The sequence below is a fragment of the Streptomyces sp. CA-135486 genome (assembly GCF_050936555.1).
In the GTDB taxonomy this organism is placed as follows: Bacteria; Actinomycetota; Actinomycetes; order Streptomycetales; family Streptomycetaceae; genus Streptomyces.
The window spans coordinates 3,276,768-3,292,391 of the sequence record NZ_JBNJMM010000002.1; the positions used below are offsets into that span (position 1 = coordinate 3,276,768).

Annotated in this window: 15 protein-coding genes; 4 read left to right on the forward strand and 11 right to left on the reverse strand. The window is 69.2% G+C overall.

The features are described from left to right. Positions 1 to 67: 67 nt before the first annotated feature. The 3 genes from ACQEVG_RS34600 to ACQEVG_RS34610 form a co-directional block, all read right to left on the reverse strand. The gene (locus ACQEVG_RS34600) at positions 68 to 238 is read right to left on the reverse strand and encodes a hydrophobic protein (protein WP_405996981.1); all 171 of its coding nucleotides are present in this window, start codon (positions 236 to 238) and stop codon (positions 68 to 70) included. 126 nt (positions 239 to 364) lie between these two features. Continuing rightward, positions 365 to 1,288 (reverse strand): anti-sigma factor RsbA family regulatory protein, encoded by a 924-nt coding sequence (locus tag ACQEVG_RS34605; RefSeq protein WP_432991292.1) that lies wholly within the window; start codon positions 1,286 to 1,288, stop codon positions 365 to 367. After that, positions 1,285 to 1,602 carry an STAS domain-containing protein gene (locus ACQEVG_RS34610; protein ID WP_432991294.1) on the reverse strand — a complete coding sequence of 106 codons (318 nt, stop codon included), beginning with the start codon at positions 1,600 to 1,602 and terminating at the stop codon, positions 1,285 to 1,287. The genes ACQEVG_RS34605 and ACQEVG_RS34610 overlap by 4 nt, the downstream gene beginning before the upstream one ends. A gap of 196 nt (positions 1,603 to 1,798) precedes the next feature. Between ACQEVG_RS34610 and ACQEVG_RS34615 the strand changes: the two genes are divergently transcribed. The 3 genes from ACQEVG_RS34615 to ACQEVG_RS34625 all read left to right on the forward strand — a co-directional run bounded on the left by ACQEVG_RS34615 (position 1,799) and on the right by ACQEVG_RS34625 (position 3,833). After that, entirely contained in the window at positions 1,799 to 2,695 is an 897-nt protein-coding gene (locus ACQEVG_RS34615) for a SigB/SigF/SigG family RNA polymerase sigma factor (protein WP_432991296.1), read from the forward strand. 78 nt (positions 2,696 to 2,773) lie between these two features. After that, positions 2,774 to 3,028: a DUF5133 domain-containing protein gene (locus tag ACQEVG_RS34620; RefSeq protein ID WP_432991298.1), complete on the forward strand. Its 255-nt coding sequence runs from the start codon at positions 2,774 to 2,776 to the stop codon at positions 3,026 to 3,028. Positions 3,029 to 3,212: 184 nt separating this feature from the next. Then, the gene (locus ACQEVG_RS34625; protein WP_432991300.1) at positions 3,213 to 3,833 is read left to right on the forward strand and encodes an L-threonylcarbamoyladenylate synthase; all 621 of its coding nucleotides are present in this window, start codon (positions 3,213 to 3,215) and stop codon (positions 3,831 to 3,833) included. A gap of 48 nt (positions 3,834 to 3,881) precedes the next feature. On the opposite strand, the gene ACQEVG_RS34630 is transcribed toward ACQEVG_RS34625, so the two are convergent. After that, complete coding sequence (locus tag ACQEVG_RS34630; protein ID WP_432991302.1) at positions 3,882 to 6,644, reverse strand: ABC transporter substrate-binding protein; 2,763 nt, start codon at positions 6,642 to 6,644, stop codon at positions 3,882 to 3,884. A gap of 179 nt (positions 6,645 to 6,823) precedes the next feature. Here ACQEVG_RS34630 and ACQEVG_RS34635 point away from each other — a divergent pair, with 179 nt between their 5' ends. Further along, positions 6,824 to 7,087 (forward strand): glycoside hydrolase domain-containing protein, encoded by a 264-nt coding sequence (locus ACQEVG_RS34635; protein WP_432991304.1) that lies wholly within the window; start codon positions 6,824 to 6,826, stop codon positions 7,085 to 7,087. On the opposite strand, the gene ACQEVG_RS34640 is transcribed toward ACQEVG_RS34635, so the two are convergent. The 7 genes from ACQEVG_RS34640 to ACQEVG_RS34670 form a co-directional block, all read right to left on the reverse strand. Next, positions 7,066 to 7,776 (reverse strand): ABC transporter ATP-binding protein, encoded by a 711-nt coding sequence (locus tag ACQEVG_RS34640; RefSeq protein WP_432991306.1) that lies wholly within the window; start codon positions 7,774 to 7,776, stop codon positions 7,066 to 7,068. The genes ACQEVG_RS34635 and ACQEVG_RS34640 overlap by 22 nt on opposite strands. Beyond that, positions 7,769 to 8,584, reverse strand: coding sequence for an ABC transporter ATP-binding protein (locus ACQEVG_RS34645; RefSeq protein ID WP_432993105.1), 816 nt, complete (start codon positions 8,582 to 8,584; stop codon positions 7,769 to 7,771). Before ACQEVG_RS34645 ends, ACQEVG_RS34640 begins: the two co-directional genes overlap by 8 nt. Next, the gene (locus ACQEVG_RS34650; RefSeq protein WP_432991308.1) at positions 8,584 to 9,621 is read right to left on the reverse strand and encodes a branched-chain amino acid ABC transporter permease; all 1,038 of its coding nucleotides are present in this window, start codon (positions 9,619 to 9,621) and stop codon (positions 8,584 to 8,586) included. Before ACQEVG_RS34650 ends, ACQEVG_RS34645 begins: the two co-directional genes overlap by 1 nt. After that, complete coding sequence (locus ACQEVG_RS34655; protein WP_432991310.1) at positions 9,621 to 10,514, reverse strand: branched-chain amino acid ABC transporter permease; 894 nt, start codon at positions 10,512 to 10,514, stop codon at positions 9,621 to 9,623. Before ACQEVG_RS34655 ends, ACQEVG_RS34650 begins: the two co-directional genes overlap by 1 nt. Positions 10,515 to 10,529: 15 nt before the next feature. After that, positions 10,530 to 11,729: a branched-chain amino acid ABC transporter substrate-binding protein gene (locus ACQEVG_RS34660; protein ID WP_432991312.1), complete on the reverse strand. Its 1,200-nt coding sequence runs from the start codon at positions 11,727 to 11,729 to the stop codon at positions 10,530 to 10,532. A gap of 217 nt (positions 11,730 to 11,946) precedes the next feature. Then, a complete protein-coding gene (locus tag ACQEVG_RS34665) occupies positions 11,947 to 12,387 on the reverse strand; it encodes a hypothetical protein (RefSeq protein ID WP_432991314.1) in 441 nt (146 codons plus the stop codon). 204 nt (positions 12,388 to 12,591) lie between these two features. Next, positions 12,592 to 15,486: a helix-turn-helix transcriptional regulator gene (locus tag ACQEVG_RS34670; protein ID WP_432991316.1), complete on the reverse strand. Its 2,895-nt coding sequence runs from the start codon at positions 15,484 to 15,486 to the stop codon at positions 12,592 to 12,594. Between the last annotated feature and the right edge of the window lie 138 nt (positions 15,487 to 15,624).

The following is a 15,624-nucleotide window of genomic DNA, read 5'->3' on the forward strand; positions in this document are numbered from 1 at the left end:
AGAATGGCGCAGGGCGGCCCCGGACATGAATGTCCGGGGCCGCCCTGCGAATCTGGTGTCGCGCCGGCTACCAGCGGTACCAGCGGCCGCGACTTCCTCCTGTTCCGGCGGAGCGCATGACGAAGCCGAGCAGCCACACGGCGAGCACGACCACCGCTACGATCCACAGTGCCTTCAATGCGAATCCAGCACCAAAGAGAAGCAGGGCGAGCAAGAGAACGAGAAGCAGGGGAACCATAGTTATCAACCTCCAGGACCTCGTGTGCCCAGGGGTTGGCCCTCCATGCGCGCGTTTTCAGGTGGCTCGCATTTCGCTCGGCACGCATTCCCTTCGCGTCGGGCCGGAGCCGCTGGACAATGGCGTTCAGTTCCCGAGGTGGAAGCGGATCGCGGTGCCCTCCGGACTCGTGTGGACACGCACCAGGTCGGTGAGGTAATTGACCATCAGCAGGCCCCGGCCGCCGAGTTGGTCGCGCAGAGGCGGACGACGGCCCGCCAGTGGGTCCGTCAGCTGCCCTGAGTCCCTGACTTCGCACAGGACCTGCCCGCCCTCGCCCCAGACCCACAAGCTGCCCGATCCACCGCCGTGCACCACGCTGTTGGTGGTCAGCTCGGCGACAGCCAGGGCGAAGTCCCCCAGACGCTTGCCCGCCAGACCCAGGTGCTGGGCCCGCTCAACCGCGAAGTCCCGTGCATCGGGGAGGCGTTCGGCATCAAAGGTGAACGCGTGGGCCCGCAACGGGCGTGCCAGCGGCTGGTTGTAGGCAGCCACGGCGCGGTCGGGGTCGTATGTATCGCTGTGCTCCTCACGTCCTCCGTCCACCACCACGGGGTGTGTGGCGTACGCGTCGGCCAGCACCGCGGCATCGAGCCCTGCGGCGTCATAAGGGCAGACGATGGTGACGTCCCGTTCGCGGAAAGCGATGTTGATCAGCGCCTCATGCTGGACACAGGCCGGGTATTCGTCCGGAGTACGGCCGGGCCAGATCGGCTCACCGATGATCCGCACCCGTCCGGTGGGATGGGCATCGGCAAAAGCCCGCAGCACCTTGGGAATGATCCGCCCCGGGTTGCGCCCGGCCTCTTTCATGTCGATGAATCGCACCGCTTCGGCGCTTTCCCCCAGCTCCGCGCGGAGCAGTTCGAGATTGCTCCCGGGTGCAGCCACCGCCACCGGTTCGCCCGCGGCGAGACCTTCCTGGATGAATGGCACCGTCCCGGCCAGGTACTCCTGGCTTCCCCGGTAGAACAGTGCCGGGTGGACGAAAGACTCAGCCCCGTGCGTCACGCCTTCACCTCGATCGCCGCCAAGCCGGGCCAGAACATCTCCAGAGCACGCCGTAGCGTGGGCGGCGGGCCCTCAAGAACCATGCGCCTCCCACTGCCCAGCTGTTGGGCGGCGACCGCCACGGCGGACGCACCCGCGACGTCGACGAACGTCACCGCGGACATATCCAGGTGCACGTCACCACCCCCGCCGACCAGACTCTCAAGTGCCCGCTCCCACGCCGTGCGCGTGGTCAGAGTGATCTCACCGGCCGCGTGCACTCCCGGCCGATCCGTCAGCGGACAGATCGCCAACTCGGCCAGCCTGTGCGGCACTGAGGCTGCCGGCGGGTCCGCTCCTCGTGAGGCATCCACACTCCCACCCCCTCCACACAGCATCTCACCCTCGCCCTTTCGTCATCCTCTACCCCGGATCGAATCGGCATACGAACAAGAGGACAACAGGCATACAGCACGCACGACCGGGCAGGCGCGGTCCGGGAAGAGAGCACGACGAGGGAAGGGTTGAGACATGACAGCGACTTCTGCACAGACGGCCGACGCCGTGCAGACGGATGCCGCAGCTTCTTCTCCGGTCGGCGCATCGGCCAGGGGCGATGTGCTGCCCTGGATCGAGGACGCGGGGAAGGTCGCCCCGAAGGACGCCAAGGCCCTTTCGAAGCTGTTCTTCGACCAGCTTCACGTCCTTGAGGAGGGCACGCACGAGTACCAGTACGCGCGCAACACCCTCATCGAGATGAACCTTTCTCTGGTGCGGTTCGCCGCGAACCGCTTCCGTAACCGCGGCAGCGGCGACATGGAGGACATCATCCAGGTCGGCACCATTGGGCTCATCAAAGCCATCGACCGCTTCGACCTGTCCCGCGAGGTCGAGTTCACCTCCTTCGCCGTTCCCTACATCGTCGGCGAGATCAAGCGGTTCTTCCGCGACACGAGTTGGGCCGTGCACGTCCCCCGGCGCCTGCAGGAACTGCGTGTGGAGATCGCCCAGGCGAAGGAACGGCTCGCCGGCAGCCTGGACCGCGACCCCACGGTCAAGGAACTCGCCGAGTATCTGAAGCTCAGCGAGGAGGAGATCATCCAAGGCCTCATTGCCTCCAACGGCTATACCGCAGGCTCCCTCGACATGCCCAACGACCCCGGCGACGACGGCCGGCCCAACCAGGGGCGCACGATCGCCGACCTGAGGGGAGAGCCGGACCCCGCGCTTGAGACGATGGAGGACCTGCACACCCTGGCCCCCCTCCTGGAACAGCTCGAGGACCGGGAGCGACGCATGATCGAGATGCGCTTCGGCCAGGAGATGACCCAGTCCCAGATCGGCGCCGAACTCGGCATCTCCCAGATGCACGTCTCCCGGCTCCTCACACGCACACTCACCAGGCTTCGCAGGGGCATGTTCGCCTAGCCACCAGGGCACAACGCGGCGCCAGGCGCCCTGTACGCAGGCGGGCCGAGATCGGCCCTTTCAGAAGGAGGACCACCCGTGCTGACGGCCCACCCCGCGTTACTGCGAAACCTTGTCGAGCAGTACCGGACCCTTCACGACCGGCATGCCGAGCAGAGCTCTCCCGAGATCCGACGGCAGCTGGAGGACGTCACCTACACGCTCTGCGTCTCCACCGGTACCTGCACCGCGGAGGAGGCCCTGACCGTGGCAGAACAGCAACTGGCCGCCGCCCTCACCAACCCACCGGCCACGCTGCGCCCGGCGCCCGGTGACGAGGAGCTCACCGCCTGACGGCTGGTCATGCCATCCGGCCGATCTTGCCGGGCTCGCGTGCCCTGGCACGCACTCCCCGTAGCCCTTCGGGCACGGGAGGTGCCCCCACCGCCTGGGCTCCATCCTCCGCCTTGCATCTGCCCGCACCAGACCCCGCTCACTGATCCGGCCAGATCGACCGGAAAGGACCTAGACTCGGCGGATGGCGAAGTATTTCGACGTGCACCCCGAGAATCCTCAGCGGCGCACCATCAGCAATGTGGCCGACAGTATCCGAGCCGGTGCGCTCGTCGCGTATCCGACGGACTCCTGTTACGCACTGGGATGCCGGCTGGGCAGTCGAGACGGCATCGGCCGGATCCGGTCGATCCGGAACCTCGACGACCGTCACCACTTCACCCTTGTGTGCCAGAACTTCGCGCAGCTGGGTCAGTTCGTGCACATCGACAATGACGTGTTCCGCGCGATCAAGGCGGCGACGCCCGGCAGTTACACCTTTATCCTCCCGGCGACGAAGGAGGTGCCGCGCCAGCTGCTGCACCCGAAGAAGAAGACCGTCGGAGTCCGGATTCCCGACCATGCCGTCGCTCAGGCCCTGCTCGCCGAACTCGGTGAGCCGCTCCTCTCCAGCACTCTGCTCATGCCCGACGAGGACGAGCCGATGACACAGGGCTGGGAGATCAAGGAACGGCTCGACCACGTGGTGGACGCCGTGGTCGACTCGGGCGACTGCGGCACCGAGCCGACCACGGTCATCGACTTCTCCGGCGGCGAACTCGAGATCGTACGCCGAGGGGCAGGCGACACCACGCGGTTCGAGTAGTCGCGTCGATGGCATCACCACGAGCCCTGCCCGCGTGAGCCGACGCGGTTACGGGCACCGGTGCTCCGTGCCCTTCGGCCCCCACGTCGTGCGTTCATCGCCGCGCGCCACCGTGCCGCACAGCAGCTCGGTCGTCGGCTCGGCGCTGCTGCCCCGCAGCACCGCAAGCAGTTTGTCCTCCGTCAGCCGTCCCCCGCCCGCTGCGCCGTGCGCGTCGATACGGCCGGTGGCGCCGTCGAAGCCCCCGCCGCCCAGGCCCTGGTAGAGCACCCCTTGCAGCAGCCCGCGGTCGAGGCGGTCGTCATGTCCGCCGGTGGTGCGCCAGGCCTGGTCGATGCCTTCGGCGAGATAGCGCAACGCGTCCCAGGCGAGCGCGACATGGCCGTCCTCGCGCATGGCCTTCGTCCTGGCGCTGTGGTCGCCGCCGTACGCACGGTCGTACGCCGCGAGGAACGCCGCGGCCTCCGGGCTCCGTGCCGCCAGCGTGGGCGCGTAGCCGTGCGAGACGTAGAAGAGGGTGAGGCCCTTGAAGTCGTCCCAGGGGCGCCGCTCCTCCGTCAGCGTGTTGGTGACGTCGTCGCCGCCGAGCACGCTGATCTTTGGGCAGTCGCCGGAGATACGGACGATCTCGGCCAGGAACAGCTGGAACTGGCTGGCCCGCGCCGACCACACCACCGCCGTCCGCGGCTCCTCGCGCACGGCCCGGCAGACCTCGCGGGCCAGGTCCTCCACGGTCGAGGCGGGTCGCCCGCCGAGCGCGCCCGGCACCGGTCCCGGTTCCGGTGCGTCGGTGGGGGTGTAGAGGAGCACGTCGGTGCGTCCCGGCCCGTATGAGGCACGGAAGGACGCGGCAAGGCTGTTGCTGTAGGCGTCGGTGGCGTCGGCAACGAGACTCACCCGGCGGGCCTTCTGTCCGCCCGTGGTCATCCCGGCGCTCGCAGCGAACGCCGCCATCAGCTCGGCTGCCCGCGCATCGGTGGGGGCCGTCTGGTAGTAGTGCTCGCCCTGGCGAAGGAGTTCATCGGCGGTGCCAGAGGTGCCGACCATGGGGATGCCGGCCTTGTCGAGGGTGCGTATCGCGTCGTACGTCTTGCGGCGGCTCTGCCCGATGCCGACGACGCCCGCGATGGACGGATCGCTCGCGGCGAGCTCCACGATCCGGTCGGCGACGGCGGGTGCGTCCTTGAAGCGGTCACCGGCGTTGGCGGCGAGCACCCGCAGTGGGACGCGCTCGCCGGAACGCAGCGCCTGGGCGTTGATGTGCTGCTGTGCCAGCGCGATGCCGCGCAGCTCCGCCAATGTGCCGCCGCGCACCGGGTCTTCGGCGTCCTTGCCGCCGGTGAGCGGGCCGAAGTAGACGACGGTGCGGCGACCGGGGCGCGGGTCGTCGCCGGGCCGGCCCGCGAGCTCCCTGTCGACCTCCTCGTTCTGCCGTTCGATCTGCTGGAGCACGGCCCGTACGGCCTGCTCACTGGGTTCCTTGCCGAAGCCGGCCGCGCCTTCGGCGACGCCGACGCAATGACCGTCCGTACCGAGGAAGGTGGAGCCCTGGCAGGGGTCGTCCTTTTCGCTGCTGCCGATGTCCGGTACGAGAACGAGGCCCGCGGCGAGTGCGAGTGCGAGCGTGCCGATGCCGAGCACTCCGGCCACCTCGGCGCCGGGACCCCAGCGCGGCGACGGCGTCACCAGTGTCGGCCAGCGGCCGAGCCAGTACACCGCCGCCTGGTCGTCCTCGGGTCCCTCGGCCACCGGCACGACGATGCCGGTCGGCTGACCCGGCGTCATCCCGCGCCGCTCGATGTTGATCAGCTCGGCGCCGGCGTGGGCGAGGCCCGTTGCGTCGATGTCGGGGATGCGCGAGGCCAGCGAGCGTACGCCGCCCGCCACCGCGAACACCGAGGTACAGCGCAAGTCCTCCATGGCGGAGCGGAGTTCACGCAAAAAGCGCTGGATGCGCGAGTCGGCGGGCCCCGCCTCGTCGAAGAGAAGCACGAAGCGGGAGGTGCGGCGCCGCCGCCAGGGGCTGAAGAGACGGGCCCGGCACGCCTGGTCGAGGTCGGCGAGCAGGGCGTGCATGAGCACTCGGTCCATACGCTCCGGCTCGTTGGCGGCCTCGCCGTGTACGAGGTCGAGCGCCGAGCGGAAGAAGTCGGTGGGCGGACTGCCGTGCTGACGGCGCACCCACTCCGCGTACCAGCTGCGGCTGCGGGCCCGCCCGAGCATGCGGCGGTTGGCGCGCCAGCCGTAGAAGGCGCGCGGCAGCCGCTGGAAGAGCGGGCCTGCGACGAAGTTCCACAGCAGCTCGAGCAGCGTGCCGCCGCTGGCCTGGTCGCGGCCGCCGAGCCACCACAGGGTCTGGGCGGTACGGGACCAGTTGCGGTACTCCGCGTAGCAGTGGTTGCGCAGCTCGGCGTGGCGGCGCTCCATGAGCCCCTCGATGGCGGGCGCGGTGACGACGGATCGCAGCAACCGGTAGCTGTGCAGCCGTAGTTCACCGGTGCCGGGCGGCATGGTCTCGGCGAGCTGAAGAGTCAGATGCTCGAAGAGTTCGAGCGGCGGCGGGTCGGCCCCGTCCGGGATCTGCGGGATGTACGCGTGCGGGGCGAGGACCTCGCTGCGGCCGCGCATACGTGACCGCAGCCCCGTGACGATCCGGCGTCCCGCATTGCCGCCGCCCGGCTCACTGAGCAGGACGACCGGCACTCTGCTGCGGCTGCGCCGCGGCTGTACCACCAGTTTGTCGAACGCGTCGATGAAGCGATCGACGCCCGGATAGGCCGGAATACGGCTCTGTGGATCCCCCGCAGTCATGAGCAGGCCCCCCTTGTTCCCCCTGAGAAGTAAGGGCTATTCCCCCTAACTGCCATACCCAAGCGTGGAGTTCGATCACTTGGCAAGTACGGTTTTCCCGCGGGCGTCCCCGCCCTCGGCTTCTTGAAGCCCTCGCGCGCCCGCACGAGCCGCGGCAGGCGGTGTGGGCGGCCGCAGGAGTGTGGCCCGCGGGACAGCACGGCATCGGCGCCGGAACGTACATTTACTTCGGGGTTGACTACGAGGCGAGGGACGAGGAGATCGGCACCAACGTGGTGCCGTACTTCAAGGGCGGACCGACTGAGCCACCATCGTCAAGCCGAGTCTCCGCGCTGCTCCCCGCTGTGATCGGACCGCGCAGAAGACGCCTGACGGGCGTCAGCCTGGTCAGGCGCCTTCGATCCGAGCCGTTCGTAGCCGGCTATGAAACCCCGCCCAGATAGGCCTGGACGACGCGGGGGTCGGCGGACAGATCGGCCGCTGTGCCCTCCAGCACCGTCTCCCCGTTCTCGATCACACATCCCCGATGCGCGATCTTCAGCGCAGCCGTGGCGTTCTGTTCGACGAGGAGCACCGACGTGCCGCCGAGGTTGATGTCCCTGATCACGTCCATCACCGCGGCGACCATGAGCGGGGCCAGGCCCATCGACGGTTCGTCCAGCATCAGAAGGCCGGGGCGGGCGACGAGGGCCCGGCCGATGGCGAGCATCTGCTGCTCCCCACCGGACAGCGTCCCGCCGTGCTGGGACCGCCGTTCGGCCAGCCGGGGCAGCAACTCGAAGACCTCCTCGACCCGTCGGGCGAGTTCGGCGCCGTCGCGCACCAGATAGCCGCCGAGCAGCAGGTTCTCATGCACGGTCAGCGTGCTGAAGATCCGCCGACCCTCGGGGACGTGCACCACCCCTCGCGCGACGATCTTCGGCGGAGAGGTCCGCGTGATGTCTTCACCGGCGTGCGTGATCCGGCCCGCGGCGGGTCGGACCAGCCCTGACACTGCCGACAGTGTGGTGGTCTTGCCCGCGCCGTTGTTGCCGAGGAGGGCGACCGTTTCCCCTTCGGCCACGCTGAGGTCGAGCCCTCTCAGTGCCCGCACTCCTCCGTAATGGACGTCGAGGCCGCGGATCTCAAGCATGGTGTGCCCCCTCTCCTTCCCATCCGGCGCGAGCGGCCTGGACTTCGTCATCGTCGGCCGCCCGGCCGAGATAGGCCTCGATGACGTTCGGGTCCTGCCGTACCTCCTGCGGACGACCGTCGGCGATCTCCTTTCCGAAGTTCAGTACGACCACCCGCTCGGACACCTCCATGACCAGGCCCATGTCGTGCTCGATGAGCGCGATCGCCACGCCCAGCTCCCGGATCCGGCGGACGAGGGCGAGCAACTCGGCCTTCTCGCCGTGGTTGAGCCCGGCGGCCGGCTCGTCGAGCAGCAGCAGCTTCGGCCGTCTGGCCAGGGCGCGGGCGATCTCCACCCGGCGCTGCTCGCCGTACGGGAGGTGACGCACCAGACCGGCCCGGTCGCCGCGGAGCCCGACGAAGTCCAGCCATGCGTGCGCCTCGTCGGTGCTCTCGCGCTCGCTGCGCCGGTAACGGGGGGTGTGCAGCACCGCGTCGAGGGTGCTCTGCCTCAGCCACAGATGGGTGCCCGCCCGCACGTTGTCCAGCACCGACAGCTCGCCGAACAGCCGCAGGTTCTGGAAGGTGCGGGCGAGGCCGCGGGCGGCGACCGCCGACGGGCGCAGGCCCGTCACCGCCTCTCCCGCCAGCCGGACGGCGCCCCCGGTCGGCTGGTAGAACCCGCTCACACAATTGAAGGCTGAGGTCTTCCCCGCGCCGTTGGGGCCGATGATCGAGACGATCTCGCCCTCACCGACCGAGAAGGTGAGGCCGTCGACGGCGCGGACTCCGCCGAAAGCCAGCCGCAGATCCGTTACTTCGAGCATCACGTTTCCTCCTTCGCCGGGGCGCCGGGTGCACCGGGCGTGCTCCGCGCCGCCGTGTGGCCGGGCTCGCGCGAACGGTGCGGCCAAAGGCCCTGCGGGCGGAGCAGCATCACGACGATGAGCAGCACGCCGAACACGAAGTAGCGGTAGTCGGCCAGGCCCCGCAGCAGCTCGGGCAGCAGACTGATGACCACGGCGCCGACCACGACGCCGGGGGTGGAGCCCATACCGCCGAGCACGACCGCCATCAGCACAAGGGCGGACTGCAGGAAGGTGAAGCTGGCCGGGGAGATCGCGGAGAGCTGGCCGGCGAACAGCACGCCCGCGAGCCCGCCCCAGACCGCACCCGCGACGTAGGCCGCCAACTTGACCCGGTAGGTATGGATTCCGCTGGCCTCGGCAGCGTCCTCGTCCTCTCTGACGAATCGCCAGGCGCGGCCGATACGGGAGCGGCCGAGCCGCGCGGCGAAAAGCACCGCGACCGAGACGATCAGTACGGCGGTGTAGTAGAAGACCACCGGGTCGGAGAGCGGGTCACCGAGCAGGCCGGGGATGCCGTAGATCCCCGATGGACCACCGGTGATGTCCAGATTGCTCGCGACGATCCGGATGATCTCCCCGAAGCCGAGTGTCACGATGGCCAGATAGTCGCTGCGCAGCCGCAGCGTGGGACCTCCGATCACCACTCCGGCCACCACGGTCACCACGACGACGACCGGTACGGTGGCCAGGAGCGGGACCTTCAACTCCGTGGCGAGTACTCCGCCGGTGTATGCGCCGACCGCGAGGAAGGCGGCGAAGCCGAGGTCGAGCAGGCCGCAGTAGCCGACGACGATGTTCAGACCGACGGCGAGCATCACGAAGATGACCGCGCTGGTCATCACGTTCATCGCGTACGGAGTGGCGATGACGAACGGGGCGAGCAGGGCGGTCATCAGCCCGGCCCAGCCCAGCCTTCGGCTTTCCAGCAGCCGTGAGACGGGCGAGGGGCCACGGCCCTTGACGGGCTTCACCGGTGGGTTCTGGACGGCCGTCATCACACTCGCTCCGTCACACGCTCGCCGAGCAGGCCGGTCGGCCGCACGGTCAGGAAGAGGATGAGGAAGCCGAAGGCGAACACATCGCGCCACTGGCCTCCGAGCCAGTCGGTGCCGAAGGACTCCAGCAGCCCCAGGACCAGGCCGCCCAGCATGGTGCCCTTCATATTGCCGATGCCGCCGATGACGGCCGCGGTGAATGCCTTGAGCCCGATGATGAAGCCCATCAGGAAGTCGATCTTTCCGTAGTACGCGCCGGACATGACTCCGGCGGCGCCGGCCAGGGCCGAACCGATGAAGAAGGTACGGGAGATGACCGCGTCGACGTTGATGCCCATCAGCAGGCACGCTTTCGGGTCGAGCGCGATGGCGCGCATCGCCCGCCCCTGGCGGCTGCGCATGACCAGGGTGTTCAGCGCCACCATCAGCCCGGCGGCGACCGCCATGAGTACGAGCTGCTGAATGGTGATCTTGGCACCGAGCACCGCCACGGCGGTGCCGTCGAGACGTACCGGATAGACCCTCGGGTTGGGGCCGGCGACGATGCGGACGCCGTACTCCAGCGCGAACGACGCGCCCACCGCGGTGATGAGCAGCGAGAGGCGTGGCGCCCCGCGCAGCGGCCGGTAGGCCACCCGCTCCAGTGCGACGCCGCCCAGACCCGTCGCCAGCATCGTCAGCACGAGCACGACGAACAGTGCGAGCAGCGAACTTGAGGGTACGAAGCCGCCCAGCGCGCCGAGCATCGCGAACCCGGAGAACGCTCCGAGCATGTAGAGGTCACCATGGGCGAAGTTGAGCAGCTTGATGATCCCGTAGACCATGCTGTAGCCCAGGGCGACCAGGGCGTAGAACGAGCCGACGAACAGCCCGTTCCAGATCAGCTGTGCCATGCGAGCTCCTCCGGGCTACTTGAGGGAATCCCGCAGGACGAACTGCCCGTCCTTGACGGCGAGGATCACGAAGCCACCGTTGCTCAGCGTGTGGTCGGCGGTGAACTTCAGCGGGCCGGAGAAGATCTTGAAGCCGTCCATCGCCTCCAGCGACGCGGTGACCTTGTCGCCGTCGGTGCTGCCGGCCTTACTGATGGCCTCGGCGGCGACCCGGACGGCGTCGTAGGACTGGGTGGAGTACGGGCCGGGTTCGGCGCCGAACTTCGCCTTGTAGGAGGCGATCCAGCTCTCGGCGCCCGGAGTGGTCTGGGGGGTCTGGGTCATGGTCGCGAAGGCGCCCTCGCCGTGTTCGGCGCCCGCGATCTTGACGAGCTTCGGGTCGACCGAGCCGTCGCCGACGAGGAACTTGCCCTTGTACCCGGCCTGGCGGAACTGCCGGATCAGCAGACCGCCCTCCTGGTAGTAGCCGGTCCAGTAGACGTAGTCGGGGGCCGACTTCAGCACGCTGGTGACATTGGGGCTGTAGTCGCTCTCACCCGGGTTGACCGCTTCCTCGACGGCCTTGGCCGGAGCGCCCGTGGTGCCCAGCTTGGCCCAGGTGAGGTCGGCGATGTCCTTGGAGTAGCTGGTGTTGTCATCCATGACGGCGACCTTCTTGGCCCCGTCCTTGCTCAGCCAGGCGACCGCGGCGGCAGCCTGCTGGCTGCCCGTGCCGTTGATGAGGAAGACATGCTTGAGGTGCTGGCTGACGAGCTGGTTGGAGTTGGCCGCTGGAATGACCATGGGGATGTTGCGCTTGTCGAAGATCGGCAGCGTGGGCAGGGTGGCGCCCGAACAGTAGCCGCCGACCGAGACGGCCGCGTGCGCCGCGACCAGCTTGTTGGCTGCCGCGACCGCGGTCTTCGGGTCGCAGGCGTCGTCTTCCACCTGCAGCCGCAGCTTCCGGCCGAGAACGCCGCCCTTGGCGTTGATCTCGTCGACCGCGAGCTGCGCACCGTTCTTCATGTACGGGCCGGTGTCCGCACTGCTGCCGGACATCGGTATGGCCATGCCGAGCACGATGGGGCCCTTGTCGTCACTCTCGGCGCTGCGGCCGACCAGTCCGTTGCAGCCCGTGGTGGACAGCGCGGCCACCGTAAGGAGCGAGGTCAGCGCCACGACGCGGCACGTGGTGCGGGCGGTGGAGGGCAGAGCGGGAATGGTGGGTCTCTTCACGGGACGCTCCTCTGCGAGGTAATGCGGACGGTCGGGAGTGACGACCTGGGGGGTTCGGTCACGGGAGTGACGACCTGGGGGGATCGGTCACGGGTGTGAGGATCCGGGGGGATCGGTGAGCGGGCTGCACGGCTATGGGCATTCGGTGCGCCGCGCAATGTGGCGTGTGACATTTCACATGGGGCCGCAGTGGTCGTCAATGGCTGGAACCCGACCGTTATCCCGCCCAGTCCTTCGCGAGCCTCTGCCGGCCCGCCGGACGGGCCGCAGACAGCGCCATCGCGCCCGGCGGCTCCGGTCCGGAGTGCCTCGGGACGTGAAGGGGCGGGAGTTCCAGCACCATGCAGCCGGAGCCAGTGATCCGTCCGAGGGTTGCGGAGGCCTCGAGATCGCGCACGGAGAAAACGAACGGCCCGGGTATCAGCAGCACGTTGTAGCTGCCGCAAGTCACCTGGTCCATAAGCCTTTCCAGGCCCGGCAGCGGCCCTCGGGAGCACAAGCCGTTGTCCAGATAGATCGTGGGCTCAGGCAGTCCAAGTTCTCCGGCGTACCTGCGAAGTGCGATCCGATGCGTTTCCATTCCCCAGATATCGAAGGGAAAGCACCGGAGGTACCCTGCGATCCTGACTGTGCCGGGCTCAGTATCGTCGAGGCTCACGAATGTCTCCTCTGCCGTCGGATTCTCCGGCCATAAGGGGATTTCCCCGGATACATGTGGCCGGTGATTCCAGGAGACAGAGAGCGGGCGGCCGAGTCCATGGCCGGACGAACACGGTCCGGTCACCGATGGCAGCCCGTACCGGGGATGGCTGGGTAGGGAGTACCGCCCGCGAAATGGAACGCTGGGTAGTACAGCGGCGACTTATGGGTTGTTGGTGGTCAGGGCGTCGCGGACCGCGTGGCGACTGGTGACCCCGAGTTTCTTGAGGACGCTGGCCACATGGTGTTCTGCGGTGCGGGGGGAGAGGAAGAGGGCCTGGGCGATGTCGCGGTTGGTGGCGCCGGTGGCGAGGAGGCCGGCGACTTCCTGTTCGCGGGGGGAGAGCTGCTCGCCGTAGCCGCGGCGTCCGACCGGGGGGCGGGCTTCGCCGAGGTCGCGCAGAGTGCGCTGGCAGCGGGCTGCGTCGAAGGTGGCGCCAAGGCGCCGGTAGATCTCGTCGATCTCGGTCAGGTCCTGCGCGGCACGGTGGGGCGTGGTGGGGATCAGGGTGCGGGCGGCGTGTTCGGCGGCCTGGGCCGCGGGGTAGGGGCGGCCGATGCCCTGGAAGGTGGCACGAGCACGGTCGAAGTGGTCGCGAGACCGGGCCGGGTCGTCGTCGCGCAGCAGCAGTCCGAGGCAGAGGTGAAGGTGGGCGATGCCGGCCGGCGCGTCCCGGCCTTCGACTGCGCGCTCGAACTCCCTGGTCAGCTGCGTGGCCGAGTCGGGCCGCCCGGTGGCCAGAGCGGCTTCGACGGCGACCGGAACCACGGATGAAGCTCTGAGCCAGGGCCCGTTGTGCCGCAGGCTGTCTGTCGCCGGGGCGCTGATCACCCACGCTGCCTCGGGCTCTCCCTGGGCAAGCCTGACCCGGCCGATACCGGCGGCCGCATCGGCGCTCCAGACCGCGTAGTCACTCGCCTCCCGCGCGGTGGTGTACCTCTTCAGCGCCTGGCTCCACTGTCCGCGGGCCTCGGCGAGCGCCCCGAGAACCAGCGATCCCTCGATCTCCAGCATCTGGATGTCCGGGATCTGAGCGAACAAGGACGCGTAGGCGGCCTCCAGATCGCTCCAGGCGCCCGAGTACCAGGCGAGTTCCTGGCGCAGTATGCGGCAGGTGACGTCAAGATGCGGCGCACCGGTGCGGTGGGCGAGGTCCCGGCTCTGTTCGAGCAGCGTGCCCACCCGATCGTCGTGGCCGAGATCCAGCGCGGCATCGGCCGCGTTGTACAGCGCCCTGGCGGTCTGCCTCAGAACGGCCAGGTCTCTGCCTTCCCGGGGCAGGCGGTCGACCAGCTCCCACACCTCCGGATGCCCGAGCTGGGCCAGCACCGCGATCTTGTTGGCGTGCACCGTGGCCCGTGCCGCCTCATCGGGACTTGCCTGCACAGCGCGCTCGGCGCGCTCGATCCAGGCCAGTGCTTCCGCGCCGGGCCGCCCTCTGAACGTCGCCCACAGGGCCAGATGACTCATCGCGTGCGCGGCGGTCTCGGGCCGCTGGTCGCTCAGCTCCTCGATGGCACTTTCCAGCTCCCGGATGCCTGCCGGGTCGCCGGCCTGACTGGTGAGGATGAGGCCGAGTCCGACGCGGATCTCACCGCGGGTGGTGGCCGGCAGCTGAGGGTCGGACAGGATTCGCTGCAGGACCGCCACCGACGCCGTGTACTCGACGCTGTAGGTGGCGGTGCGGCTGAGGGCCAGCGCTACGCGGGTACGCACATCCTCATCCAGTCCGGGTTCGGCGAGGATGGTGTGCAGAAGGGCGGCGGCGGTGCCCTGGTCACCCAGCGCGAGTGCCTGAGCGGCGGCCGCCTCGGCCTGTGTCAGCCAGCCCTCCCGGTCGCCCAGGGCACGGAAGTGATGGGCGATCTGCACCAGCGGGGGGCCGTCCAACGCGCGCAGGGCCGCGATCGACCGCTCATGCAGGCGGCGACGCTGCGGACCCGGGATGGTCTGGTAGACGGCCTGCTGGGCGAGAGCGTGGCGGAACCCGTACTGCATCGGCTGGTTCTCGCGCAGCACCGCGGCGCCCAGTACCTCCATCAAGGCCTCCATGCCCTGTTCGGGATCGAGATCGGCGACCTGAGTCAGCACCGGTTCGGCGGTGGGCACCGCCAGCACCGCGGCGGCCTCCACCACCGCCACCGCCTGCGCCGCCAGGCCTTGCACCCGTGTGGTGACCGCCTCCCGCAGTCCCCGAGGCACCACCGCCTGGCCGAGCCTGGTCACCGGATCGACCACCTCAACGCTCAGGTGTCCCCGATGTCCCTGTTCACTCAAGGTGATCAGGTCCTCCTCGACCACCAAGGGCAAGCCCGCACTGCGCTCGAACAGGATGCGGCCCAGTGAGTGAGTGGCGCGCGGGCCCAGGGCGGCGGCGGTCAGGTCATGGATGTCGGATTTGGTCAGCGGAGCCAGGTGGATCTCCGCGCCGCTGGTGCCCGGAGGGCGGCGATAGGCCGCGCCCAGGACGGGCGCGCGCGGCGGCAGCTCTTCCTGCCGGTAGGTGAGCACCAGGCCCAGGCGCGGTGGCAGGTCGCGGGCCAGGAGCAGCAGCAGCTCGCGGGTGGCTTCGTCCACCCAGTGCAGATCCTCGATGACCAGGATCGCAGTGCCGCAGGCCTCCAGGACCGTGCGCACCGCCCGAACCAGCTGGTAGCGCTCGGCCCCGGTCTCCTGTACGTCGGCGGGGGCGGGAGGCAAGTGGTCGGTCAGCTCCGGCAGCAGCGGCGCAAGGACGCCGGCCGGCGGGGACATCTCGGGGGCCGGCGGCAGGTAGGGGCCCGCCTGGCGCAGGGCGTCGATGACCGGCCCATAGGGAAAGGGTTCGCGCAGCGGGTGGCAGCACCCGTACAGGACCCGCCCGCCCTTGCCGACCAGGTCCGCGGTCACCTCGCTGACCAGGCGGGACTTGCCGACCCCGGCCTCTCCCTCGATCAGCACAACTGCGGGTGGATGTTGCAGCGCGCCCAGCAGCAGGCCGGACTCCTGTCGACGGCCCACAAAGGCGAAACCTCCGCCGCCCGCCGCGCGGGGGCTGGGATCGAGACTCACCATCATGACGCACCCAGCCGTTCTGGGCGGCCACGGGCCGGGCGGCTGCCCGTCACATCCCGCGTCACACCCGCAACCTCGTACTCACCACGCTAGTCCCGCTCCCGCGAAGCGAGAAAGGGACGACCGTCGGATGATCACGGC